Below are 22,695 nucleotides of genomic sequence, written 5' to 3' on the forward strand. Positions count from 1 at the left end.
TGGGCTGCCGGCGCGGACTGGCTTGCGGCCCGTAGTCAGCATATCCCGGCATGCAAGGACGATGCCAGCCGCCAGGAGGCCTTTGGGCGGGCTTTGGCGGGTCAGGAACTGACCCGGAGCGTCACCGGCTGACTGAGAAAAAGTCGCGGCGGCCCCGGGGCGTATAATGGCCGGCTTATGTCCGAACACCTCGCCCAGACCCGCCGCCGCCGCACGTTCGCGATCATTTCGCACCCCGACGCCGGCAAGACCACGCTCACCGAGAAGCTGCTGCTGTTCGGCGGCGCCATCCAGATGGCCGGCTCGGTGAAGGGCCGCAAGGCCGCCCGCCACGCCACCTCCGACTGGATGGCGCTGGAGAAGGAGCGCGGCATCTCGGTCACGTCCTCGGTGATGCAGTTCCCCTACGAGGGCCGCATCGTCAACCTGCTCGACACCCCCGGCCACGCCGACTTCGGCGAGGACACCTACCGCGTGCTCACCGCGGTGGACAGCGCGCTGATGGTGATCGACGTGGCCAAGGGCGTCGAGGACCGCACCATCAAGCTGATGGAGGTGTGCCGCCTGCGCGACACGCCGATCATGACCTTCGTCAACAAGCTCGACCGCGAGGGCAAGGAGCCCATCGAGCTGCTGGACGAAGTGGAGAACGTGCTGGGCATCCAGTGCGCGCCCATCACCTGGCCGATCGGCATGGGCCAGCGCCTCAAGGGCGTGGTGCACCTGGTCAGCGGCGAGGTGCACCTGTACGAGGCGGGCCGCAACTTCACCCGCCAGGACAGCACCATCTTCCCCTCGCTCGACGACCCGGGGCTGGAGGCGCGCATCGGCGCGCAGATGCTGGCCGAGCTGCGCGACGAGCTCGAGCTGGTGCAGGGCGCCTCGCACCCCTTCGACAAGGACGCCTACCTGGCCGGCCGGCAGACGCCGGTGTTCTTCGGTTCGGCGGTGAACAACTTCGGCGTGCAGCCGCTGCTGGACTTCTTCGTCGAGCACGCGCCCTCGCCGCAGCCGCGCGCCACCACGCGCCGCACCGTGTCGCCCGAGGAGGAAACCTTCTCCGGCTTCGTGTTCAAGATCCAGGCCAACATGGACCCGCAGCACCGCGACCGCGTGGCCTTCCTGCGCGTGTGCTCGGGCAAGTACGAGGCGGGCATGAAGGCCTTCCACGTGCGCAGCGGCAAGGAGCAGAAGCTGGCCAACGCGCTCACCTTCATGGCCTCCGACCGCGAGATCGTGGAAACGGCCTACCCGGGCGACGTGATCGGCTTGCACAACCACGGCACCATCTCCATCGGCGACACCTTCAGCGGCGGCGAAGTGATGGGCTTCACCGGCATCCCGAACTTCGCGCCGGAACTCTTCCGCCGCGCGCGCCTGCGCGACCCGCTCAAGCTCAAGCAGCTGCAGAAGGGCCTGGCCCAGCTTTCCGAAGAAGGCGCCACGCAGTTCTTCCGCCCGCTGATGAGCAACGACCTGATCCTGGGCGCGGTGGGCGTGCTGCAGTTCGACGTGGTGGCCTACCGCCTGAAGGACGAGTACGGCGTGGACGCCAGCTTCGAGCCCGTCAGCGTGGCCACGGCGCGCTGGGTGAAGGGCGGCACGGCCAAGAAGCAGGAAGAGTTCCGCGAGAAGAACGCCATGAACCTGGCGCTCGATGCGGCCGGCCAGCTGGTGTACCTGGCGCCCTCGCGCGTGAACCTGCAGCTGACCCAGGAGCGCTGGCCGGACTTCGAGTTCGCGGCCACCCGCGAGCACGCCCAGGCCCTGGCGGTGGAGTAACTGCTCCAGCCGCCCGGCGCACCCTGAGGCCATGACCGACTACGAACACGACCACGAATCGCCCCGCGAGGAACTGGCCAACGCCATCAGCCACGGCGCCGGCGCGGTGGCGGCGCTGGTGGGCGGCTCGGTGCTCATCACCCTGTCGGCCGCGTTCGGCAACGGCTGGCAGCTGGCCGGGGCCATCGTGTTCAGCGTCTCGCTGCTGCTGCTCTACCTCGCCTCCACGCTCTACCACCTGAGCACCGACCGCGTGCTGCGCGGCCGGCTGAAGGTGTTCGACCACTGCGCGATCTTCGTGCTGATCGCCGGCACCTATACGCCCTTCACCCTGGTGGGCCTGCGCGAGGACGGCGGCTGGTGGCTGTTCGCGGCCATCTGGACGCTGGCCGTGGCCGGCGTGGTGTTCAAGCTGTTCTTCACCGGCCGCTTCAAGGGCCTTTCAACGGCCATCTACGTGGCCATGGGCTGGATGGTGCTGACCGCCATCGGCCCCTTCGTGCGCCAGGTGCCCGCGGAAACGATCGCCTGGCTGCTGGGCGGCGGCGTGGCGTACACGGCCGGCACCTACTTCTACCTGCACAAGCGCATCCCGTTCGCGCATTCGATCTGGCACGGCTTCGTGTTGCTCGGCAGCGCCTGCCACTTTGTGGCCGTCACCCACCAGGTGGTGCCGTAGGGCGCTTAGCTGGCGATGTAGGACTGCAGCTGCTCGATCTCGATGCGCTGGTCTTCGATGACGGCCTTCACCAGGTCGCCGATGGACACGATGCCCACCACCCTGCCCTCGTCGAGCACCGGCAGGTGGCGGATGCGGCGGTCGGTCATCAGGGCCATGCAGGTCTGCGCGGTGTCGGTGGGCAGCACGGTGACGACCGGGCTGGACATGATCTGCGACACCGGCGTCTCGGCCGAACTGCGGCCCTGCAGGATGACCTTGCGGGCGTAATCGCGCTCGGTGGCGATGCCCACCAGCTCGGCGCCCTGCATCACCAGCACCGCGCCGATGTGGTGCTCGGCCATCAGGCGGATCACCTCGAGCACCGGCGCCTCCTTGGGCACCGTGACGAGCCGGCCGGCCTTGTGGGCCAGGATCTGGTTGACGTTGCGCATTCAGCACCCCCTCGCGAACCGGACGCTCTGATCATAGACCCCTGGCCCGCCCGCTGCAGGGCAACTTTTATCCCGATTGGGAAAATGCTAGGGTGCACCGATGACCCCTGAAAAGCTCGGCCGACAGCTTCGCCAGCAGCGCCAGTCGCTGGGACTGACGCTGGAGGAGTGCGCGCGCCGCACGGGCCTGAGCCTGCGCCTGCTTTCGGAGATGGAGCGCGGCAAGGAAGGCGTCTCCATTGGCCGGGTGGTTCGCTATGCCGACTCGCTGGGCATGGACCTGCAGGCCCGCCCGGGCGAGGCAGCGCGGGTAGATGTGGAGCGCTTCCCCGAGCTCAAGCTCCTGGCCTGGCAGCGCCCAGGCCAGCGGTTCTTGGACGAACGCGACGCCCTGGCGCTTTACGAGGCCAACTGGCGCTTCGTGGACAGCCAGCATCTGATCCCCCGGGAAGCCGAACTGATCCGCCAGCTTTCGCAGCGCCACGGCGCCGGGGTGCTGAATGTTTAGCCGCCCCCACCACCAACGCATCGAAACCCTGCTCCAGGGCCTGGATGCCAGTTTCCTGGCGGACTGTGGGTGCTACTTCGCCGGTGGCACCGCCATTGCGCTGCAATTGGGCGAATTCCGCCGCTCGGACGACATCGACTTCGTCTGCGCCTCGGTGGAAGGTTACCGCCGCCTGCGCGAGGCAGTTTTCGCGAAGGGCTTTGAAGCGTTGGCCAAGCGCGCCCTGCCGCTGTTGCGACCGATTCGGGCCGACCAGTACGGCGTGCGCTGCGTGCTGGGCGACGCGCAGGCTCCGGTGAAGTTCGAGATCGTCCGGGAGGCGCGCATCGCGCTTACCCCCGGTAAGGAGCGCATCGGTGGTGTGCTGTTGCTCAGCCGCGAGGACCTCTTCGCGGAAAAGCTGCTGGCCAATACCGACCGGGGCCTCGACCGCAGCACGCTGCACCGCGACCTGATCGACCTGCTGGTGATGCAGATGCATTGGGGCCCGATTCCCGACGCTGCCTGGCGCAAGGCACGCGAGGCCTATGGTGAGTCCGTCGACAAGGCGCTCGGGCAAGTCAGCGAATTGCTGCGTCAGCCAGCGCGGCTGCGCGAATGCCTGGAGGCGATGGACTGCGACGCGGGTACCCGCGCGGCGCTGGAAGCGCAGCTGCTCGGGAGCCACTGAAGGCCCGGGGTCGGAGGTAATTTCCCCTTGGGAAACTACCTCCGACCCCTGACGTCGCGGGCGATCAGGTACAGCGGCCGCTGCTTGGCCTCCATGTACAGCCGCCCCAGGTACTCGCCGATGATGCCCAGCGCCACCAGCTGCAGGCCGCCGAGGAAGAGCACCACGGTCATCAGCGAGGGCCAGCCCTGCACCGGGTCACCCCAGAAGAGCGTGCGCACCACCACGAAGGCGCCCCAGGCGAAGGCTGCGAAGGCAGTGAACAGGCCGATGTAGGTGGCCACCCGCAGCGGCACCGTCGAGAAGCTGGTGATGCCTTCGATGGCCAGGTTCCACAGCTTCCAGTAATTGAACTTGCTGCCGCCGGCCAGGCGCGGCTCGCGGTGGTAGGGGAAAGGCACCTGGCGGAAACCCACCCAGGTGAAAAGCCCCTTCATGAAACGCTGGCGCTCGCGCACCTGGCGCAGCGCGTCGAGCACGGGCCGCGACATCAGGCGGAAATCGCCGGTGTCGGGCGGGATGGGCGTCCTGGAAAGGCGCTGGATGACGCGATAGAAGCCCGCGGCCGTGAAGCGCTTGAGCCAGCTCTCGCCGTCGCGCGCGGTGCGGGTGCCGTAAACCACGTCGTAACCCTCGCGCCACCTGGCGACGAAGGCCGGGATGAGCTCCGGCGGATCCTGGCCGTCGGCGTCGAGCACCAGGGCGGCGTCGGTTTCGACGTGGTCGAGGCCGGCGGTGAGCGCGAGCTCCTTGCCGAAGTTGCGGGCCAGGCGCAGCAGGCGCACGCGCGGGTCGGCCGCGGCGATGCGCTCGAGCTCGGCCCAGGTGTTGTCGCGGCTGCCGTCGTCCACGTAGAGCACGGTGGACTCGGCGTCGGTGGCGTCGAGCGCGGCCGAGAGGCGCTGGTGCATCCGTGCGATCACCGCCTCTTCGTTGTAGGCGGCGATGACGATCGTCAGGGAGCGCTGGCTGTCCATGGCGGGAGTGTAAAGGCAATGGGGTCGGAGGTAATTTCCGAAAGGAAATTACCTCCGACCCCTTATTCCAGGTATCCGGGCCCGCCGAGCTGGCGCACCTGCCGCTGTATCCACGCCGCCCGCCGCTGCACGTAAGGCCCCGGATTGCGCGCGTTGTACACCTTCGGATTGGGCAGCACCGCCGCCAAGCGCGCGCATTCGGCGCCGGTGAGGCGGCTGGCGGGCTTGCCGAAGAAGGCCTGGGCGGCGGCCTCGGCGCCGTAGATGCCGTCGCCGAACTCGGCGATGTTGACGTACACCTCGAGGATGCGGCGCTTGGGCCAGAAGGCCTCGATGAGCACCGTGTAGCCGGCCTCCAGGCCCTTGCGGAAATAGCCGCCGCCCCCCCACAGGTACAGGTTCTTGGCCACCTGCTGGCTGAGCGTGCTGGCACCGCGGATGCGGCCGCCGCGCTCGTTGGCCTCCAGCGCCTTCTCGATGGCCTTGAGGTCGAAGCCGCGGTGCGTGGGGAAGGCCTGGTCCTCGGCCGCCACCACCGAGATGGGCAGGCAGGCGGCGATGTCGTCGAGGTCGCGCCACTGCTGGCGCAGTTCGAAGCCCTCCTCGCCCAGGCCCTCGGCCTGGCGGATGAGCATGAACATCGACGTGGGCGGGTCGATCCAGCGCAGCGGCGCCACCTGCAGCAGCACCAGCGCGGCCAGCCACACCGGCAGCCACAGCAGGCGGCGCAGCCAGCGCTTCTTCTTCGTCGGGGCGGGGACCATGGGGCGGGAGTGTAGGTGGGCGAGGCGGGAAGGGTAAAATGGAAAGATGGACAAACACCCCGACGCCGACACCCTGACCCGCTTCCTGCTCGAACGCTCCGGCGTGCGCGGCATCGTGGTGCACCTGGACGAGGCCTGGCAGCGCATCGCCGGCCGCGCCCACTACCCGGCCGAGGTGGCCGCCCGCCTGGGCGAAACCTGCGCCGCCGCGGCCCTGTTCACCGGCCACGCCAAGATCAACGGCCGCCTAAGCGTGCAGCTGCGCGGCACCGGCGCCCTGCGCACCCTGTTCGCCGAATGCACCGCGCAGGACACCGTGCGCGGCATCGCCCACTACGCCGAGCCCGTGCCCAGCCCGCTCACCCCGCGGGCCTTCGGCGAGGGCTCGCTGCTGGCGATCACCATCGAATCCACCCCGCCGGGCGCCCGTGAGATGACCCGCTACCAGGGCCTGGTGGGCCTGGACGCCGACACCCTGGCCGAGGCCTTCGAGGGCTATTTCCAGCAGAGCGAACAGCTGCCCACCCGCGTGCTGCTGGCCAGCGCCGGGGGCCGCGCCGCCGGCCTGATGCTGCAGCAGCTGCCCGGCGGCCACGGCGACGCCGACGGCTGGGACCGCACCAACGCCCTGTTCGAAACCCTGGGCCCGGCCGAGCTGGCCGACACCCCGGTGGAAACCCTGCTCTGGCGCCTCTTCCACGAGGAGGACGTGAAGCTGCTGGACCGCAAGCCCCTGGCCTTCGCCTGCAGCTGCTCGCGCGAGCGGGTGGGCGACATGCTGCGCAGCCTGGGCGCCGACGAGGCCCGGGCCAGCCTGCAGGACGGCGTGGCCGAGGTGCACTGCGATTTCTGCGGGCAGGGCTATCGCTTCGAGGCTGAACAAATCGAAGCCTTGTTCAGGAAAGAACCCACCGCCCCCGCCCCACCCGGATTGCAGTAAGGCATTGGGGTCGGAGGTAATTTCCCTCCGGGAAATTACCTCCGACCCCAGGCCTTCCATTCGTTAAAAAAGTGGTAAACTCGGCCCCACACCGGCCCGGAACTTAAGTCCCCCGCAAGGTTCCAAGGCCAGGAACAAGAGGACGCCCCCATGTCGCCGCTGCTGCGCCCCATCGCCGGTTTCGTGCTTGCCCTCGCGGCGGCCACCGCGTTTGCGCAGGCGCCGTCGCCGCTGTACCTCGGCGAGCGCGGCAACGATGATTCGGGCACCACCGCGCTGCCCATCCTCAACAACCGCAGCGGCGAGTTGGAAGGCTTCCTGCTGATCGAAGGCCAGGGCAACCGCGACAGCGCCCTGCAGCGCATCCTCGGCCGCGCACCCAGCGCCAGCATTGGCGCCGGCGTGGTGCTGCCGATGGACAATGGCCGCCGCCTGGGCGCCAGCCTGCACCTGGATGCCAACCCCACCCTGGGCCTGCTGTGCGACAAGAGCGCCGTGGCGCGCCGCGTGGGCACGCTGGCGCAGCATTGCCTTACCGCCAGCCTGGCCGACGGCAACGCCGCGCTGCCGCTGGTGGCCGCCCGCCCGGGCGTGCGCGCCGCCGCCACGCTCGAGGGCGACCGCAGCCGCGTCACGGCCAGCATCGGCCTTTCCAAGTTCGAAACGCAGCCGCTGCTGCTGCCGGGCGCGCGCCTGGCGCCGGCGGATGCGCCGCTGCTGCTCGACCTCTCGGGTGCCAACATCGACCAGCAGGAAATCGGCCTGCTGGGTGAAATGCAGCTGGGCGAAACCGGCTGGGTGAGCATCGGCGGCACCCTGGCCCGCGCCCGCATCGTGGGCACCAACGACCTTCCGGGCGGCGTGCGCCCGAGCTGGAACACCGGCACCATCCGCCTCGAAGGCGGCATTGGCGACTTCGGTGGCGAAATCGTCGGCCGCACCATCGAGCTGCCGGGCGCGCCCAGCAACTACAGCGACGTGGGCATCGGCGTTACCTGGCGCGCCCCGTGGCGGGCCCGCCTGAGCGTGGGCGCCGCCGGCCTGATGAGCCACGGCGAAAACCCCTTCGCGCCCAGCAGCGAAGACGCGGAAGAAAGCACCCGCGTGCCCTACATCCGTTACGAGCAGGATCTCTAACCTGCGGGAGGGCCTTCAGGCCCGACAAACACCCCAAACCCCTGCGCCTGCATCGCCACCGCCAGCGCCTGCACCTCGGCGCGGCCCCCCACCCTGACCACCACTTCCCGCCCGGCCCGCAGCGCGTCGAAAGCCGCGTGCGCGTCTTCCCGCAGGAAGATGCGCAACACCTCGAGCGTGCGCGCAGGCTTGTCGGCCAGCCGGTAGTGTGAGCGCAGCACCAGGCTGGCCCGTTCGATCGTAGATTCCCCGTCCATGGGCAGTATTAGACCGCGCCGGCATGACAAAGCGATGCGCGAAAAATTCGCGGCGCGCCGCGCCCGCGACAGGCGCAGACTCGGCGCCCATGGCCAAGCCCTCCAATCCCCTGCCCCTGGTAGCCGCAGTGCTGGCACTGATCGCGCTCGCCTTCCTGGCCGGGCGCTGGTGGGGCATGCAGGGCGGCTAGGCCGCCTGGCTGCAGATAACCGAGAACGAAGCTGCACCAATGCCCTCGCGCCTGGACATCAGGGTGACGCGGCAGGCCTGGCCGCTGGCGTTGGTGAACGGCATCGACGAGCCCGAGCGCAGGAAGTCGCGCGTTTGCGCCTTCTCGCTGGAGCCCGACGAAATGGTGACCCAGCCGCCGCCGTTGGTCAGCCGCTCCAGGCCCACCACGTTCTGCGCGTCGATGCGCATCGATTCCTGCGGCGACAGCAGGAAGTCGTAACCGCCGGAAAGCCCGCGCGTCTCCTGCAGGTTGCGGGTCAGCGCCGCGTTCTCGCTCTGGGCGAACTGCAGCTTGGCCAGGATGTCGCGATTCACGCGCTCGAGGTCGGCCGTGGCGCGCTGCACTTCCTTGAAGGCCGCCTGGCCCTCGCGATCCACGCTGCCGCGCAGGCCATCGAGGCTTGCACGCAGTTCGTCGAAGCCGGCCTTTTGCTGCTCGGCCAGCGTGGCAATGGGGTCGTCGCCCGGCAGCAGCGCGTCGCGCACCATGCCGTATAAGTCCTGGCCTATCCAGCCGCCAACGGCGAACGCCAGCGCCATGAGCGCCATCTTCGCCTTGCCCATGAAGCCCAGCCGAGCCGCGCCGGCGACCGGCGCGGTGTTTTCACCCTGTTCCATGTCGACCCCTCCCCTGTCTGGGGGCAGTGATACGGGCTTGGCGCGCGGCAATCAAGCACCGGGCGGCTGACCGCCCGTTACCGAAGAGCTTCATGGTGCCAGCGCTTTCGTCCCGAGCCCGCGCCCAAAGCGGGCTGCGCGCAGCAGGCTGGCCATGACACCCGTGCTTCCGAGGCATAGCCTGATAACCAAGGCATGCCAAGGAGCTAAACCCTCATGAATTGGGGGGTTTAGGGCCGCCGGGGCGGGGGGTGGCTCATACAGAATGGGCCCTGAAGTTCCCCGACACCCATTTCACCCGGCCGGCAAGGACGCTGGCCCAACGGCAAAAGGACACGCCATGACCCACCTCCGTCGCGCCGGGCAGCGCTTGCCAAGCCTGACGCGCTGCCACCTCCCGGCGACCCAACGGCTTCGGCACACCCTAGGCCCTGAGCTTCAAACGGTTCAGGGGCCAGGTAAGAAGGCTGAGGTAGGACACCGCGCCGGTCCGCAGTCCGCGGAGGAAAGCGGCGCCGAGCGCTGCCACGAAGTCGCTCTTTGTGGTGTTCATGCCCCGATTGCAGACCAGCGCGGACGCCGGAGGCAAGCCGTGGGGCACCGCCTGCGAATCCCCCAACGGGGGAAACACCTCCTCTCAGGGCAGGGGGTTTCGACCGTGGTTGAGCGCCTTACGCGAGCAGACTGTCCCGGCCGCTGTTGGGGAAAACACATCGAATGGAACTGAACATGAAATCGGCCGCCGCTGAGAGACTCATGGCCCCCGCCATCAGCCTGTTGATTCGCCTGCTGGGCGAGCAGGCCATTCCCTCGCCTGCACATTCGCTTGAATGCGTACTGAGTCGAATCAAGCTGGCTATCGAGTTCTTGGCCCAGTTGCGACCCGACATCGCTCGACTGACGCGACTGGCGCAGGAGTGCAACCATGCTCTGGCCGACCTCGCCGAAAGCGAGACGCGCCTCTGGGAAACTTCGCGACTGCAGCCGCCGCAACCCAATACGTCGTTTGGCGCGTTCGGCGACTACCCTCAGTACTCGGCCCTGACCGGCGTCGCGCCGAAGGAGTACGAGGGCATCATCGCGCTGCTGCTGGCGGCCGCGCTTGGACCGCGCATCCTGATGCGCATAGAGGGCCTGGCGGCCGAAGCCGACCCTCAGCCCGCGCAAGCAAAACGGGTTTTGACCAAGCAGGTCAGGGCGGATGACGAAACACTCATGGGAGCGCTGCGCCGGACACCTCCGGCGCAACTCGCCCACGCGTTACAGGAGTGGTCCCGTGGACATCCTTCGAAGGACCTGGAATACCTTCCCCTTCCGGAAGGCCCTGAGAAGCTGAGGGCCATCTGCCGGTCGATCAAGAGGGGCTTACGGGAGATCCGACTGCTGCGCGCCTCGCCACCCTTGGCCATTGCGCCAGCGAACCCGGCGGTGACCACTGAGCGCATCGATCATCGCCGGATGGCGTCGGAAGAGGCCCGGGGCTGCGCACCGGAAGACTGCGGCGCGTCCGCCCAACGGCAGGCCGTGTTCGGATTGCCTGGCGAGCACGACCCCGCACTGCAAGCGATGCGGGGACTGGTGGCCCACGGCATGGCCGCTGCGCATGCACCGTCGAGCCTTCGCTGGGTACCCGAGGCGCAGGTGGCCCCATTGGCGCAGCTCTTGGCTCAAACCCTCGCCATCGGCGATGAGTCGCGGGCGGGCAGCCACGGCCTGCTGCAGCTCGCCGCGGTCACCACCGTCGCGCCGGCCGCGCTGATGGATGCCCCTTTGATGGGCGATCTGGCCGGGCTGGATAACAAGCGAGCCACGCGCCTGCACTTTTGCCGCAGCGAGGACCGCCTTCTGGTCGTCGTTCCCCGCAGCATGTTGCCGGCGAGCTATGAGCAGCCGGAGGACGCCGTCGGCCAACACCGCTACCTCGGCGCCACGGTGCTCGCGTTGCCCAACGCCCTGTCGGACTGGCTGCGCAAGGCCCTGCAGATCGAGGGCGACACGATCCGCTATCGCTATCCAGACGCCATGGCCAACCTGGACCAGGCGCGACTCGCCCTGGCCAGCCAGTTGACCCTCTCGCTGAGCGAGGGCCGGCTTCGCAACCTGCTGGCCGCGCCTGCGCTGCGGACAATCCGCTCCACGTGCAAGGCAGCGAGCGCCCTTCCCGCAGCCAGTGTTTTCACCGGGACGCTCGCGTACTACGTGGCCCATCCGTTGGACGAGGTCCATGATGCGCACCGCGAATTGCTCGAGCAGTTCTATCCGGGCCAGGTGCCGCCGCTCAGCCAGGCGGAGCGCCGACATCTGTCGGCCTGGACCGGGTGCCAGCTCCTTCCCACGATGGACGCCGTGCGCGAGGCGGTCGAGGCGAACGTCGCCCGCGTGCGCAGCCTGCTGAAGGCGACGGCCACCGACCGGCAGACACTGTGCGAGCAGTTCAATGCCCTTAGCCGCTATACCTACACACTGCTGCGCCTGGTGACGGCCGCACGCCCGGTGGCGGACGCCTTCGCGCTGACCCAGGATGTGGACACGGATCTGCAGCTGGCGCAGGTCTCGGACAAGGTGCTCAGCCCGCAGACCACAACGCGGCTGGTGCCGTTGACAACCCAGGCGTGCGAGCAGGTGCGCATCCTGCGCCAAGCCGTGGACTGGATGGCGCGCGAAGTGGTCGCCAAGGACGATCCGCTGCTGGCCGGCAAGATGCTCTCCACCCTGCCCGATGCGCCGGGCTACCCGGCCTTGCCGCCCTACTTCGTGCTGTCTTGCCAGGGCAGCGCCTGGGCGGCACAGGGGATGGACTGGGTCCAGGAACGCGTGGGTTGGGACAGGGCGTTTCCCTGGCCCAGCAATTTCAATCGCGCGCTGATGGCCCAGCACCTCTCCCGTGAGGGCCTCCCGGACGAGTTGATCCAGGCGCTTCTGGGGCACACCGTTGGCACGTTCACGCCCGGCGCACCGGATTGCCCGATGGTCATGGCGTGGGTGCACGGACAGCTGCGACCGATGCAGGAGGCGCTTTGCCGCCAGCTGGGGCTGACCGTGCTCGATTGGCCGCACGCGCCGACCGACGAGAGCGTTCGAGACCTGCAGCCAGTGGTCGCCGCGAAACCGCTGTTCGGGGACTTTGACGCCGAACGGGTGCGCGCAAGGGAAGAGACGGCGCGCCGCAAGCAACACCTGTCTGCCACCTTGCTGGCAGTGGCGCGCGAGCGCCTGCCGCCTGCACGCATCCTTCCGAGGCTGCAGCAGGTTCTGCGCGAGCGGATGAAAGGCGAGCCCGCCGCCCAGCTGACGGAAGCGCTGGGCTGGGTCGAGCGCCTGATCGAGAAGAAATCGCCCAACGCGCTTGAGCGCCTTTTCGCGTCCAAGGAGCGGACGCGGCGACTGATGCACGTCGCCCCCTGCCCGGCCACCCACGGCCGGTTCGAGCTGACGCAGCTTCGCTTGGCGCGGGCGATGCGCACCGAGCTTTTCGAGGTGATGCTGCGCGAGGCGCCGATTGCCCTGGAAGCAGGGCCTGACGAGGTGTTGGCGTGGATCGCCCTCTCTGCGCTGTTCGCAGGCGCAGCGCTGGAGCCAGACGTCCTGACGTTTCTTGCTGACGCCCTGCCGAATACGCATGCCCAAGGCCCGTGGCTGTGGCTGGAGCGCACGCAAGGCAACCAGACGCGGCGTTGGCAGGCTGACCCGCTCACGGCGCAGTGGCTGTACGCGTTCAAGCAGCGCTGGCCCGACGCGCCGGCCATCGATGCCAACCGCTTGCGGCTGCAGGTCGCGCGCCGGCTCGGTAGCCTGCCTTGCCTGGCGTCCGCAGCAGGTGCCTCAGACGCCTGGGAACAGGCGCGCAAGGCGCTGACGGCCTGGTATCGCTATCACCTGCCCGGCAATTTGTTTGCCCACGCCACCGCAGAACGTGCGAGCGCGTGCCTCCCCAGGGAGGCCCTGGCACGGGAGATCGGGCTGTGGGTGTTGCACCCCGCGCAAGAGGAGGCCGGGAAGACCGCCATGCCGTGGGCCACCGCGCCCGTGCCACCGGGGAGGTGCCGACACCTTGCGGGTTCGCTCAAGGGACTGCTTGGCGCGGTCGGGCTTGATCCCGGCGAGCCGCGCGCCGTGCAGCTGACCCAGCTGCAGGCCGAGGTCGCCATCCTGCAGGCGGGCGTGGACCGCGGCCGTCGATCGCAGTGGCCCCAGGTGCTGTTGCTCGGTTATCTGCTGCAGCTCTTGCGCGACGGGGGGCGGGTCAAGCGGCATCTCAAGGAGCGCACGATCGCGGCCTACCTGGCTCCCATCCGCCAGCTTCTGCTGGGGCCCTGCGGACCGAATCTGCTGCTGCTCGAGCCCGACGAGCTTGAGGGCTTGTACCGCGACCTGCTGCTGACGGGCAGTCCGAAAGACCGGCGCCGTCGACTGCTGGCCCTGCGCATGTTCCACGACATGCTGCAGGCGGACTATGGGATGGAGCCGGTGCGCTGGGGCCTGGTGACGCAAGGCGTCACGACCGCCCCCGGCGAGGTGGATGCGAACCTGGTGTTCGACCACGAGTTCGACCGGGCCATGGCGCTACTGGACGCGGGCTGGGGCGGCGACGCCAGCCTGTGCCGGGCCGCGAAAGGCGTGATGTGCCTGATGCGTTATGCCGGCGCACGATTCGGCGAAGCCTACCTGTGCCAGAGCGACGACTTCACGCTCGGCGGCTACCTGCGCATCACGCCGACCCGCGGCTACGGAACGCTCAAGACCGAGGCCTCGCGGCGAGAGCTGCCGCTGATCGCGGTGCCAGAGTCCGCGCGAGCGGTGCTGCGGGACCTTTGCCGGGGCGCGGTCGAGCGCGGGGACCCGGGCTGGCTCTTTGCCGACCCGACGGCGCCTCAAGACCTGCTGGGCCGCTCGCGGCTGGCGCGCCTGGTTGGCGAGGTGCTGCGTGCCGCCACGGGCAATCCGGCTATCCGGGCGCATCACCTGCGCCACAGCTTCATCACCGAAAGCTACGAGCGCCTGGTGGCGCCCTTGGCCGCGGACGATGCGGCGCAGGCCGCCAGCCGCGAGGCGCGGTTCGGCACCTCGCAGCCCACGCGGCGGGCGATGGCCGAATGGGCGGTCTGCAATGGCCACGCCAGCCCGGATACGGGCCACCGGGTCTATCTGCACCACCAAGAGCGCCGGGTGATGCAGGCGGCGGCGCAAGGGCTGCCCAAGAATACGGCGCAAGACCTGGCGCGGGCGTTGGGCGCTTCGCCCGCTAGGGATGGCGAGGGCTCGCCCATCTGGGTGCGCGAGCCGCTGGCGGCGCTGGATCCGTGGCGAGGCTTGCCGATAGGGAAGGTGCCTGCGATCGAACGCCTGTTGGCGCAGGCGACGAAGATGCCCGACCCGGCGCTCTCGCTGCCTCAGGTGCACGAGATCCTGGCCCATCCGGGAAAGCACTGGCTGCCCGTGGATCGGTTCGCCGAGCTCTGGGGTGTTCCGCCCGCCCGCGTCCGGGGCCTGCTTCCGGCCGAACGCGAAGTGCACGAATCGCTGCCGACGACCCTGGGGGCCAGGGCGCGCAACGAGGACGGCGCACTGCCGCGCCCCGGGCGTCGGCACCGTGGCTCCGGGCAATGGCCGGCCGGCCACCGACGGCTTGACCTGATGAGGCTGGAGGCGCTCAAGGCAAGCCCGGAAAACCTGGGCCGGGCGGAGCGGCTGCTGCGCCATGCCAGCCACAACGGCTGCGTCTGGACCGGCCTCACGGAAGGCGACCTGCGTGCGGTGGTGGGCTGGCTGGGGGATCTCGGGATCGACAAGAGCTGGCTTCAGGTCGAGGTTCCCGACGACGCGTGGCGGGCGTGGTGCCAGCGCGAGCGGAGCCTTCGCGGGCTGGATATCCAGGTGATACCGACGCGCCGCCAGTGCCGCCTTCGCCTGATGCGTGACGCCCAGGCCTCGCTGCGGCCCGCGGCGCTGCATGCGAGCCAGCTCTGGCTCATCCGGGCCCGGGCGATGGCGCACCGGGCATGAGTGCCATGGACAACGAGGAGGAAGACCCATGGAAGTGATTGCACAGTCCGTCCTGCGACCGCAGGAGAAAACGTTCGGGACTCGTAAACGCTGCAACGCGGTCGTGGAGAAGACCGCAGAATTGCTGGTCGAGCTGCACGGGTATCGGAATGGCTTGCCGACCGCACCGGCCATCCTCGCGCGCAGTAACCTGCGGCCGAAGGATCGTGTCGATGGCTTCAGCCTGTGCGGGGCGCTGCATCTGCCGGGGCTAATCGATACGTGTCGGTTCGTCCAGAGCCACCTCGGGCCGGAAGCCATCAGCGCCATGAAAACCGATAGCCCGGTGACCCGGGCGCTGGTCAAGCTCAACCGGCTCTGGAGCAAGAAGATGCAGCATCACCTGGTGATGGAGGTCGATGGGGAACGCATCGAGTGCGCACGCCCCGCCCCCGTGGGCCCAGCCGCGAACGCCGTGCCCTGTGCCGGCACCTATTTCGCGACCGAGCTGACCTTCCGCGAGAGCGACCACTGCATCAGCGGCACGCTGCACCAAATGACGGGCGAGGGAGGGGAAGGCATGGAGCGCTTGGCCCAGGTCGGAAAAGTCGTGATTCATTTTGACAGGCGTGTTGCGTTCTACCCGCTGATGGCGCGTCGTGCGCAATGCCCCGATGCCTACCTGCGCATTTCGGGTGCCGGCAGTCGCCGTCTCAAGCTGCATCTGTTCAAGGAGGCCGATGTGGAGCTCGACTACGCCGCGCCTGTGATCCGCACGTCCGTGAAGGACAGCCCCCAGCAGTCGCTCTTCCCGGCGCGCCCAGCGGAATGAGGGGAGCAGCAAGGGGGGCCGACGCCAGATACCCGATGCCTTATTTATACATTTTGATAATATTATAGGCGCTCATAAAGCAACTAAAAATATGCTTTAATGGCAACTCAAGAGGTGTTGCCCAATGCCCCCAGCTGCCCACATCGAGATCTTCCGTGAAGGCCGCTGGCTACCTGCAGCCCGCCTCGAACCGCTGGGCGACGACCTGGCGCGGGTGGACTACCTGCCGGACTACATCTTCTCGGACGATCCGTGGCCGATCTCGCTGGCCCTGCCGGTGGGCTTCGCGCCCCCCCGGCTGGACGGGCCACTGCGGGCACCGGCGTTCCTTTACGACCTGGTGCCCCAAGGCCGGGGCCGGCGCCTGCTGCTGCAGTTGCTGGGCCGCGCCGATGACGACCGGCTGGTGCTGCCGTTGCTACTCGCCGGCGCCTTCAACCCCGTGGGTGCCTTGCGGGTGGACCAGGCGGTGGACTTCTACCACGCACAAGCGCAGCTCAACCCGCCGGCGCCGGGCGCGGAAGAAGGCTTCACCCGCCGCCAGTTGGGCGAGCGCTCGGACAACGTGCTCGAGCACCTCTCGACCCATGCCCTGCTGGCCTCGGGCAGCACGGGCGTGCAGGGCGTCTCGCCCAAGTACCTGCTGACCGAGGACGCCGAGGGCCGGCTGCACGCCGACATGGCCCTGCCCGATGCCCGGGCGCGCCGCCACTGGTTGGTGAAGGGGCCGCGTAACGCCAGCGCGGAGGACCGCATGGTGCTTCGCAACGAGGCGGCCTACCTGCGCGTGGCGGCGGCCTGCGGTATTCGCGTGCATGCGGTGGATCAGGTGTTGCACCAGGACAACCTGCTGCACCTTCCCCGCTTCGACCGCCTCGTCGGACCCGACGGCGTGCAGCGGTTGCATCAGGAAAGCCTGGCCAGCCTGGCCGGGCTGGCGGGTTTTGGCCTGCCCTGCCGCCTGAACCAGCTTCTCGAGGGGCTTCGCCGCCACGCCACCGACCCGCAGGCGGAAACCCTGGAGTTCGTGCGCCGCGACGTGCTCAACCAGGCGCTGCGCAACACCGACAACCATGCCCGCAACCACGCCGTGCAGCGCCTGCCGGACGGACGCGTGCGGCTGACGCCGCTGTACGACTTTGCGCCGATGTTCCTGGACCCGGAGCTGGTGCCGCGCAGCACGCACTGGGCCAATGCTGCGGGCCGCCGGCTGCACGCGTGGAGCGAAGTGCTCGACACGCTGGCCGTGGCCGACGACGAACGCGAGGAGCTGCGCAAGGCCCTGCGGGCCTTCGCGCCCGTGGTGGGCCAACTGCCGGAAACCATGCAGGCGCAAGGCGTGGAGGCCGCGGTGATCGAGGCCTGCAGGGCCAGCATCGACAGCCAAGCCAAGCAGCTGGAGGCACTCTGACCATGCCCCGTAATCCGCCCCGCCCTTCCCCCGAGCAAGCCCGCGTCGAACTCGATTCGCTTTACTCCGGCCTGGCGGACGGCAGCCTGGGCATCGCCGAGGCCGTGCGACGCATGCGCCGGCTGAGCGGCCTGAGCCAGCCACAGTTTGCCAAACACCGCGGCATCAGCCTGCCGACGCTGAGACAGATCGAGACCGGGCGAGGCAACCCCACCGTGGAGACGCTGGACGCGATTGGAAAGGTGTTCGGGCTGCGGGCGGGATTCGTGCCGCGCCGCGGGGACTAGCAGCCAGTCAGACCCCGTAATACGCCCGGTACCACTCCACGAACTTCGCCACGCCCTCCTCCACCGGCACCACCGGCCGGTAGCCGACGTTGGCGATGAGGTCGGAAACATCGGCCTCGGTGTCGGGCACGTCGCCGACCTGCAGGGGCAGCATTTCCATCACGGCCTGCTCGCCCAGGCACTGGAACCAGTGCGCCCGGCGAACTTGTACGCAACGACGGACGAGAATTACCGGGCCATGCGGGCCGTCAACCCGATCCCGAGGCCCTACTCCCCTCCCCCGCACCGCGGGGGAAGGGAGCAACAAAACTCAGCGCTTGCCGGTCGAAGCCGCGCCCGGGCCGCTACCCGACGGAGTCCAGCTCAGCTGCAGGCCCACGCTGCTGGTGTTGCCGATGTCGTTGGCGCGCTCGAGGCGGCCCATCAGGCCCAGCTTCCAGCCGCGCGTGATCTCGACATCCAGGCCCAGGCCCAGCACCAGGCCATCGTCGGCGAAACTGCGCAGGCCCAGCACGTAGTCGTTGGCCGCCGGCAGCACCACGTAGTTGATGCCCACGTTGCTGCGGTTCTCCAGCGCGCGGCGGTACTCGAGCGTCCAGTACGGACGCATCACGCCCGACGACGTCTCCCAGCGGTGGCGGCCCTCGACGCCGGCCGACACGGTGCTCTGGTCGACGCGCTGGCGGGTGTAGGACAGGTCGTAGATGCCTAGGCCGAACTCACGGTAGGCCTCGAGCGTGCTGCGGCTGGCATCGAAGCGGGTGTAACCCACCAGCGACGACGCCATCTCCCAGCCCAGCGTGAGCGAGCCGAACCACTGGTCGCCCTCGCGACGGGCGCGGGCAGTGGCGTCGGCCACGCTGCTGTAGCGGGCGATGTCGAAGTCGAGCTGGCCCCAGCCCAGCAGGCCGTCAACGAAGAGGCTGTCGAAGCGCCACAGGCCGTAGGCCGCCAGGCTCAGCTGCTCGCCTTCCACGGCCGAGCGGCCGTCGTCGAGCGGGCTCTCGCCCCAGCCATGGCCCAGCGCAATGCCGGCCACGGAGCCACCGTCGAAGCGGTAGTCGGCGCCGAGCGTGAGACCGTCGCTGCGGATGTCGAAGCCCTGCGCCGACGCGGTGGCATCACGCTGGCCGATGGTGATGGTGCCGGCGCTCCACGCGCCCCAGCCTTCCGGCAGCAGCCCGTCGTCGCCGCCGCTGCGCGGGCCCGCGTTGAGCGACAGCGCCTGGCCGTCGCCACCGAGCACCTGCAGCGCCACGGCGTGGCTGTCGCGATTTCCGTCGGCATCGCGCTGCTGGCGCAGACGGTCGCGGATGTTGCCCTGCTGGGTGGTGGCGAAGCGCACCGCCTGGTCGACCTGCGCCTGCAGGCCGCCGACCACGCCCGGGTCCTGGGTGGGATCGGGGCGGGCGTTGACCACCAGCGTGGTGGTGACCGAGGACGCAGCCCAATTGCCGCTGGCCGCCTGCGTGGCCGTCAGCACCGTGGTGCCCGGGCCCACGATGGTGACCGTGCGGCCGCTGACCGTGGCCACCGCCGTGTTGGCGCTGGTGAAGGTGAACGCACCCGGGCTCGGACTGGACGGGTTGGGCAGGTCGAAAGCCGGCTCGCCGTAGGTCTTGCTGATGTCGCCCACCCAGGTGAGCGCGGGCGTGGCCGCGCCGACCTCGAGCACCAGGCTCACTTCAGCGGCCAGGTAGTTCGCGTCGGCCGCCTGCGAGGCGGTGATGGTGGTGCTGCCGATGTTGAGCATCGTCACCACGTTGCCCGACACCGTGGCCACGCCGGTGTTGGAGCTGGCGTAGGTGATGGCGCCGGTGCTGTTGGTGCTGACCGCCGGCAGCGCGAAGGCCGGCTCGCCCCAGGTGCGCTGCAGCAGCGCCACCCACGAAATGGCCGGCGTGGCCTTTTCCACCGTCATCACCACCGAGATGCTGGCGCCGGCGTAGTTGCCGTCGCTGGACGGCGCCTGCGTGGCGGTAAGCGTGACGGTGCCCGCGCCGGTGATGGTGACCACGTTGCCCGACACCGTGGCCACGGCCGCGTCGGACGAGCTGTAGGTGAAGGCGCCATCGCTGGGGCCGGTGGGCGACGTGAGCGGGAAGGCGGCGTCGCCGAAGGTGCGGCTGAAATCGCTTATCCAAGCCAGCACCGGCGTGGCCGGCAGCACCTGCACCGGCATCTGCACGCTGCCGCCGGTGTAGTTGCCGAAGGCGGCCTGGGTGGCGGTGAGCACGGTGCTGCCCACGTTCACCGGAGCCACCTGGTTGCCGCTGACGCTGGCCACCGAGGCATTGGCGCTGGAATAGGTGAACGCGCCGCCGCTGTTGCTGGTGGGCAGCGGCAGCGCCTGGGCCGGCTCGCCGTAGGTCATCACCAGGCCCGGGGCCCAGCTGATGACCGGCGCGGCCGGGTTCACGGTGATTTGCGCGGTGGTGCTGGCGGCCACGTAGCCCGGCGCGGCGGCCTGGCTGGCGGTGATGGTGGCGGTGCCGATGCCGACGATGGTGACGGTGCTTCCGCTGACGGTGGCGACCGCCGGGTCGTCGATGCTGAAGCTGAAGGCGCCCGGGCTGTCGCTGGTGGGCGCGACGAGGTTGAAGGGCGCGTCGCCGAAGGTGACCACCTGGTCGGCGAAGGCGCCGAGCACCGGCGCCGCCAGCGGCGTGGCCGGGTTGCTGGGCGCCGAGGGCACGCCCTCGCCCGCCACGTTGGTGGCGGTGACGGTGAAGGTGTACTCGGTGCCGCCGGTGAGGCCGGTGACCAGGATGGGGCTGCCCGCGCCGGTGGCGGTGATGCCACCGGGCGCGGAGGTGACGGTGTACTGCGTGACCGCGCCTGCCCCGCTGTAGGCCGGCGGCGTGAAATTGACCAGCACCTCGCCAACGTTCGCCGTGGCCGCGGCGCCGACGGCCGTGGGCGCGCCAGGCAGATCGGAGAGCGTGGTGAAGCCGACGCCCGACGGCGTGGCCGTGGTCTGCGGCGGCGTCTGCCGGTCGGTGACGACCGCATAGGCCGAATAGGCGGTGGATGCCTGCAGGCCGGTGACCGTGGACGAGCCACCCCCGGCGGCGCTGAACAGCTGGTTGCCGCCGGCCACCGCGGGCGCGCCGCTGCCGTCCTGGCCGGCTGCGACCTGGGCGGGGCTGGGCGCTGGCGCCGAAGCGCGCTGCACGGTCCAGTACAGGGTGCCGCCCCCGGGCGTGGTGTAGCCCACCAGGGCCTGGTCGAAGGTGACGTTGCTTACGCTGACCACCGGCACCGGCGCACCCGCCAGCACGATGGGCTGGGTGACCTGGTAGGTGGCCGTGCCCGGGTGGATGCCCGCCTGCCAGTTGCTGGTGACCAGGGTGTAGCGCTGGCCGGCCACCAGGTTCACGGTGAGCGAGGGCGTGCGCACGACGCCGTTGACGGTGTCGTCGTCACAGTTGATGAGCCCGGCGGTGGGCGCGGCGGGGTTGAAGTCGCCGCTGAAGATGGCCGCCCAGGGGTCGGTGCCGGTGCCGGAGGCATCACCCAGGCCGGTGGCGGCGCTCATGGTGAAGGTGTGCGGGCCCGTGACCGTGGCGACGATGGTGCGCGCCGAAAACGTGTGCACGCCCGTCTGCAGGGTGCACTCGGGGTTGCCGGCGAAGGGGTCGGAAGGATTGTTGAAGGTGTTAGCCGCGCTGACCGTTTCCACGAAGCTCGTGGTCTGCGCGGAAGCGGCGCCGGTGGCCAGCAGGGCCAGCGCGGCAAGGCCGGCGGCAAGGGTTCGGCGACCACGGGCAGCGGCCGCCAGCAGCCCGGAGGGCCGCAAGCGCAGAGACATCATCGGTTTTCCCCTGTTTCATGCGACCAAGGCCGCAGCCGGCCAATCCGGCCAGCGCGACTCTACGCAAAACCGGCCAGGGAATACCGAGAATAATTCTCAGGCCAGCCCTACACCCCGTAGTAGGCCCGGTACCACTCCACGAACTTCGCCACGCCCTCTTCCACCGGCACCACCGGCCGGTAGCCGACGTTGGCGATGAGGTCGGAGACATCGGCCTCGGTGTCGGGCACGTCGCCGGCCTGCAGGGGCAGCATTTCCATCACGGCCTTCTTGCCCAGGCACTGTTCCAGCACCTGGATGTAGCGCAGCAGCTCGACGGGCTGCTCGTTGCCAATGTTGTAGAGCCGGTACGGCGCCACGCCGCTGCTGGCCGGATCGGGCGCGAGGCCGTTCCAGGCCGGATCGCGGCCCGGCACGGTGTCGAGCGCGCGCACCACGCCCTGCACGATGTCGTCCACGTAGGTGAAGCTGCGCTTGTGGTGGCCGTGGTTGAACACCTTGATGGGCTCGCCCGCCAGGATGGCCTTGGTGAACAGGAACAGCGCCATGTCGGGCCGGCCCCAGGGGCCGTACACCGTGAAGAAGCGCAGGCCCGTGCACGGAATGCCGTACAGGTGGGCGTAGCTGTGCGCCATCTGCTCGTTGGCCTTCTTGGTGGCCGCGTACAGGGTGAGCGGATGCTCGGTGGACGAATGCTCGGAGAACGGCATCTTCAGGTTGGCGCCGTACACCGAGCTGGTGGAGGCATAAACCAAGTGCTCGACGCCGTAGTGGCGGCAGCCTTCGAGGATGTGGAGGAAGCCGGTGACGTTGCTGGAGACGTAGACGTGCGGGTTCTCGGCGGCGTAGCGGACGCCGGCTTGGGCGGCGAGGTGGACGACGCGCTGGGGCTTGTACTTGGCGAAGACTTCCTCGACTGCGGCGCGATTGGCCAGTTCGGCCGTGACGTGCATGTAGCCCGGCAGCGCCTGCAAACGCGCCAGGCGGGCCTGCTTGAGCGTAGGGTCGTAATAATCGTTCAGGTTGTCGAAGCCGACAACCTGCTCGCCGCGGGCAAGGAGGACTCGGGCTAAGTGTGAGCCGATGAAGCCGGCGGTGCCTGTGGCAAGAACTCTCATCTGGGGAATCCGGTTGGGTTGGAGCGATGCTGGTTGGGGAAAAGATGCCAGAAACTCCCACTTCTGCGGCGTCTACCGCCAGGGGAGAACTGCGCTTTCAGGTGGCCTGCAGCGTCAACGCGTGTCCAATCAGCGAGAGGAACAGCTTGGGAGAGACTTCGCGCGACAGCGGCCCGAGGCAAGTGCCTGAGCCGTCCAAGGAGTCACAGAACTCGTGTCAGAGCGTCGCAAGGAGCATAGCGCGGGAAACATC

General features: G+C 69.1%; 18 protein-coding genes. 10 read left to right on the forward strand and 8 right to left on the reverse strand.

Annotated features, from left to right (window positions below; genetic code table 11):
* The first annotated feature begins 177 nt into the window (after nucleotides 1-177).
* Nucleotides 178-1,782, forward strand: a complete 1,605-nt coding sequence (locus ABS41_RS07415) for a peptide chain release factor 3 (RefSeq protein ID WP_290592457.1) — start codon at nucleotides 178-180, stop codon at nucleotides 1,780-1,782.
* 31 nt (nucleotides 1,783-1,813) lie between these two features.
* Nucleotides 1,814-2,461, forward strand: coding sequence for a hemolysin III family protein (locus tag ABS41_RS07420; protein WP_290592459.1), 648 nt, complete (start codon nucleotides 1,814-1,816; stop codon nucleotides 2,459-2,461).
* A gap of 5 nt (nucleotides 2,462-2,466) precedes the next feature.
* Here the strand turns inward: ABS41_RS07420 and ABS41_RS07425 are convergent, their stop codons facing one another.
* Entirely contained in the window at nucleotides 2,467-2,895 is a 429-nt protein-coding gene (locus ABS41_RS07425) for a CBS domain-containing protein (protein ID WP_290592461.1), read from the reverse strand.
* Nucleotides 2,896-2,995: 100 nt separating this feature from the next.
* Here ABS41_RS07425 and ABS41_RS07430 point away from each other — a divergent pair, with 100 nt between their 5' ends.
* On the forward strand, nucleotides 2,996-3,403 hold the full coding sequence (locus ABS41_RS07430; protein WP_290592463.1) for a helix-turn-helix domain-containing protein: 408 nt from the start codon (nucleotides 2,996-2,998) through the stop codon (nucleotides 3,401-3,403).
* Nucleotides 3,396-4,073, forward strand: a complete 678-nt coding sequence (locus tag ABS41_RS07435; RefSeq protein ID WP_290592465.1) for a nucleotidyl transferase AbiEii/AbiGii toxin family protein — start codon at nucleotides 3,396-3,398, stop codon at nucleotides 4,071-4,073. The genes ABS41_RS07430 and ABS41_RS07435 overlap by 8 nt, the downstream gene beginning before the upstream one ends.
* 35 nt (nucleotides 4,074-4,108) lie before the next feature.
* Here the strand turns inward: ABS41_RS07435 and ABS41_RS07440 are convergent, their stop codons facing one another.
* A complete protein-coding gene (locus ABS41_RS07440; RefSeq protein ID WP_290592468.1) occupies nucleotides 4,109-5,050 on the reverse strand; it encodes a glycosyltransferase family 2 protein in 942 nt (313 codons plus the stop codon).
* Between the two features lie 62 nt (nucleotides 5,051-5,112).
* Nucleotides 5,113-5,814 carry a monofunctional biosynthetic peptidoglycan transglycosylase gene (mtgA, locus tag ABS41_RS07445; protein ID WP_290592470.1) on the reverse strand — a complete coding sequence of 234 codons (702 nt, stop codon included), beginning with the start codon at nucleotides 5,812-5,814 and terminating at the stop codon, nucleotides 5,113-5,115.
* 46 nt (nucleotides 5,815-5,860) lie between these two features.
* Here mtgA and ABS41_RS07450 point away from each other — a divergent pair, with 46 nt between their 5' ends.
* Both ABS41_RS07450 and ABS41_RS07455 read left to right on the forward strand, forming a co-directional pair.
* On the forward strand, nucleotides 5,861-6,754 hold the full coding sequence (locus ABS41_RS07450) for an Hsp33 family molecular chaperone HslO (RefSeq protein WP_290592472.1): 894 nt from the start codon (nucleotides 5,861-5,863) through the stop codon (nucleotides 6,752-6,754).
* A gap of 150 nt (nucleotides 6,755-6,904) precedes the next feature.
* Entirely contained in the window at nucleotides 6,905-7,891 is a 987-nt protein-coding gene (locus ABS41_RS07455; protein ID WP_290592474.1) for a hypothetical protein, read from the forward strand.
* On the opposite strand, the gene ABS41_RS07460 is transcribed toward ABS41_RS07455, so the two are convergent.
* Together ABS41_RS07460 and ABS41_RS07465 are read right to left on the reverse strand one after the other, a co-directional pair.
* Nucleotides 7,888-8,148 (reverse strand): hypothetical protein, encoded by a 261-nt coding sequence (locus tag ABS41_RS07460; protein WP_290592476.1) that lies wholly within the window; start codon nucleotides 8,146-8,148, stop codon nucleotides 7,888-7,890. The genes ABS41_RS07455 and ABS41_RS07460 overlap by 4 nt on opposite strands.
* Before the next feature lie 187 nt (nucleotides 8,149-8,335).
* A complete protein-coding gene (locus ABS41_RS07465; protein WP_290592478.1) occupies nucleotides 8,336-8,998 on the reverse strand; it encodes a hypothetical protein in 663 nt (220 codons plus the stop codon).
* Between the two features lie 717 nt (nucleotides 8,999-9,715).
* Here ABS41_RS07465 and ABS41_RS07470 point away from each other — a divergent pair.
* The 4 genes from ABS41_RS07470 (at nucleotide 9,716) to ABS41_RS07485 (ending at nucleotide 17,510) form a co-directional block, all read left to right on the forward strand.
* The gene (locus tag ABS41_RS07470; RefSeq protein ID WP_290592480.1) at nucleotides 9,716-15,001 is read left to right on the forward strand and encodes a hypothetical protein; all 5,286 of its coding nucleotides are present in this window, start codon (nucleotides 9,716-9,718) and stop codon (nucleotides 14,999-15,001) included.
* Between the two features lie 28 nt (nucleotides 15,002-15,029).
* Nucleotides 15,030-15,812 carry a hypothetical protein gene (locus ABS41_RS07475; RefSeq protein ID WP_290592482.1) on the forward strand — a complete coding sequence of 261 codons (783 nt, stop codon included), beginning with the start codon at nucleotides 15,030-15,032 and terminating at the stop codon, nucleotides 15,810-15,812.
* A gap of 124 nt (nucleotides 15,813-15,936) precedes the next feature.
* Nucleotides 15,937-17,223 carry a HipA domain-containing protein gene (locus ABS41_RS07480; RefSeq protein ID WP_290592484.1) on the forward strand — a complete coding sequence of 429 codons (1,287 nt, stop codon included), beginning with the start codon at nucleotides 15,937-15,939 and terminating at the stop codon, nucleotides 17,221-17,223.
* A 2-nt stretch (nucleotides 17,224-17,225) separates the two neighbouring features.
* Nucleotides 17,226-17,510 carry a helix-turn-helix transcriptional regulator gene (locus ABS41_RS07485; protein ID WP_290592486.1) on the forward strand — a complete coding sequence of 95 codons (285 nt, stop codon included), beginning with the start codon at nucleotides 17,226-17,228 and terminating at the stop codon, nucleotides 17,508-17,510.
* 7 nt (nucleotides 17,511-17,517) lie between these two features.
* Here ABS41_RS07485 and ABS41_RS07490 read toward each other — a convergent pair whose 3' ends face one another.
* The 3 genes from ABS41_RS07490 to ABS41_RS07500 all read right to left on the reverse strand — a co-directional run bounded on the left by ABS41_RS07490 (nucleotide 17,518) and on the right by ABS41_RS07500 (nucleotide 22,442).
* On the reverse strand, nucleotides 17,518-17,670 hold the full coding sequence (locus ABS41_RS07490; RefSeq protein ID WP_290592488.1) for a hypothetical protein: 153 nt from the start codon (nucleotides 17,668-17,670) through the stop codon (nucleotides 17,518-17,520).
* Nucleotides 17,671-17,820: 150 nt separating this feature from the next.
* Nucleotides 17,821-21,321, reverse strand: a complete 3,501-nt coding sequence (locus ABS41_RS07495) for an autotransporter domain-containing protein (RefSeq protein ID WP_290592490.1) — start codon at nucleotides 21,319-21,321, stop codon at nucleotides 17,821-17,823.
* 110 nt (nucleotides 21,322-21,431) lie between these two features.
* Complete coding sequence (locus tag ABS41_RS07500) at nucleotides 21,432-22,442, reverse strand: NAD-dependent epimerase (protein WP_290592492.1); 1,011 nt, start codon at nucleotides 22,440-22,442, stop codon at nucleotides 21,432-21,434.
* Nucleotides 22,443-22,695: the final 253 nt, after the last annotated feature.

The sequence above is a fragment of the Arenimonas sp. SCN 70-307 genome, from assembly GCF_001724815.1.
Lineage (GTDB): Bacteria > Pseudomonadota > Gammaproteobacteria > Xanthomonadales > Xanthomonadaceae > Arenimonas.

Excerpts from the sequence above, each read along its gene's own strand:
- ABS41_RS07415 (WP_290592457.1), top strand. The coding sequence starts at position 178 with ATGTCCGAACACCTCGCCCAGACCCGCCGCCGCCGCACGTTCGCGATC.
- ABS41_RS07420 (WP_290592459.1), top strand. The coding sequence starts at position 1,814 with ATGACCGACTACGAACACGACCACGAATCGCCCCGCGAGGAACTGGCC.
- ABS41_RS07425 (WP_290592461.1), bottom strand. The coding sequence starts at position 2,895 with ATGCGCAACGTCAACCAGATCCTGGCCCACAAGGCCGGCCGGCTCGTC.
- ABS41_RS07430 (WP_290592463.1), top strand. The coding sequence starts at position 2,996 with ATGACCCCTGAAAAGCTCGGCCGACAGCTTCGCCAGCAGCGCCAGTCG.
- ABS41_RS07435 (WP_290592465.1), top strand. The coding sequence starts at position 3,396 with ATGTTTAGCCGCCCCCACCACCAACGCATCGAAACCCTGCTCCAGGGC.
- ABS41_RS07440 (WP_290592468.1), bottom strand. The coding sequence starts at position 5,050 with ATGGACAGCCAGCGCTCCCTGACGATCGTCATCGCCGCCTACAACGAA.
- mtgA (WP_290592470.1), bottom strand. The coding sequence starts at position 5,814 with ATGGTCCCCGCCCCGACGAAGAAGAAGCGCTGGCTGCGCCGCCTGCTG.
- ABS41_RS07450 (WP_290592472.1), top strand. The coding sequence starts at position 5,861 with ATGGACAAACACCCCGACGCCGACACCCTGACCCGCTTCCTGCTCGAA.
- ABS41_RS07455 (WP_290592474.1), top strand. The coding sequence starts at position 6,905 with ATGTCGCCGCTGCTGCGCCCCATCGCCGGTTTCGTGCTTGCCCTCGCG.
- ABS41_RS07460 (WP_290592476.1), bottom strand. The coding sequence starts at position 8,148 with ATGGACGGGGAATCTACGATCGAACGGGCCAGCCTGGTGCTGCGCTCA.
- ABS41_RS07465 (WP_290592478.1), bottom strand. The coding sequence starts at position 8,998 with ATGGAACAGGGTGAAAACACCGCGCCGGTCGCCGGCGCGGCTCGGCTG.
- ABS41_RS07470 (WP_290592480.1), top strand. The coding sequence starts at position 9,716 with ATGGAACTGAACATGAAATCGGCCGCCGCTGAGAGACTCATGGCCCCC.
- ABS41_RS07475 (WP_290592482.1), top strand. The coding sequence starts at position 15,030 with ATGGAAGTGATTGCACAGTCCGTCCTGCGACCGCAGGAGAAAACGTTC.
- ABS41_RS07480 (WP_290592484.1), top strand. The coding sequence starts at position 15,937 with ATGCCCCCAGCTGCCCACATCGAGATCTTCCGTGAAGGCCGCTGGCTA.
- ABS41_RS07485 (WP_290592486.1), top strand. The coding sequence starts at position 17,226 with ATGCCCCGTAATCCGCCCCGCCCTTCCCCCGAGCAAGCCCGCGTCGAA.
- ABS41_RS07490 (WP_290592488.1), bottom strand. The coding sequence starts at position 17,670 with ATGGAAATGCTGCCCCTGCAGGTCGGCGACGTGCCCGACACCGAGGCC.
- ABS41_RS07495 (WP_290592490.1), bottom strand. The coding sequence starts at position 21,321 with ATGTCTCTGCGCTTGCGGCCCTCCGGGCTGCTGGCGGCCGCTGCCCGT.
- ABS41_RS07500 (WP_290592492.1), bottom strand. The coding sequence starts at position 22,442 with ATGAGAGTTCTTGCCACAGGCACCGCCGGCTTCATCGGCTCACACTTA.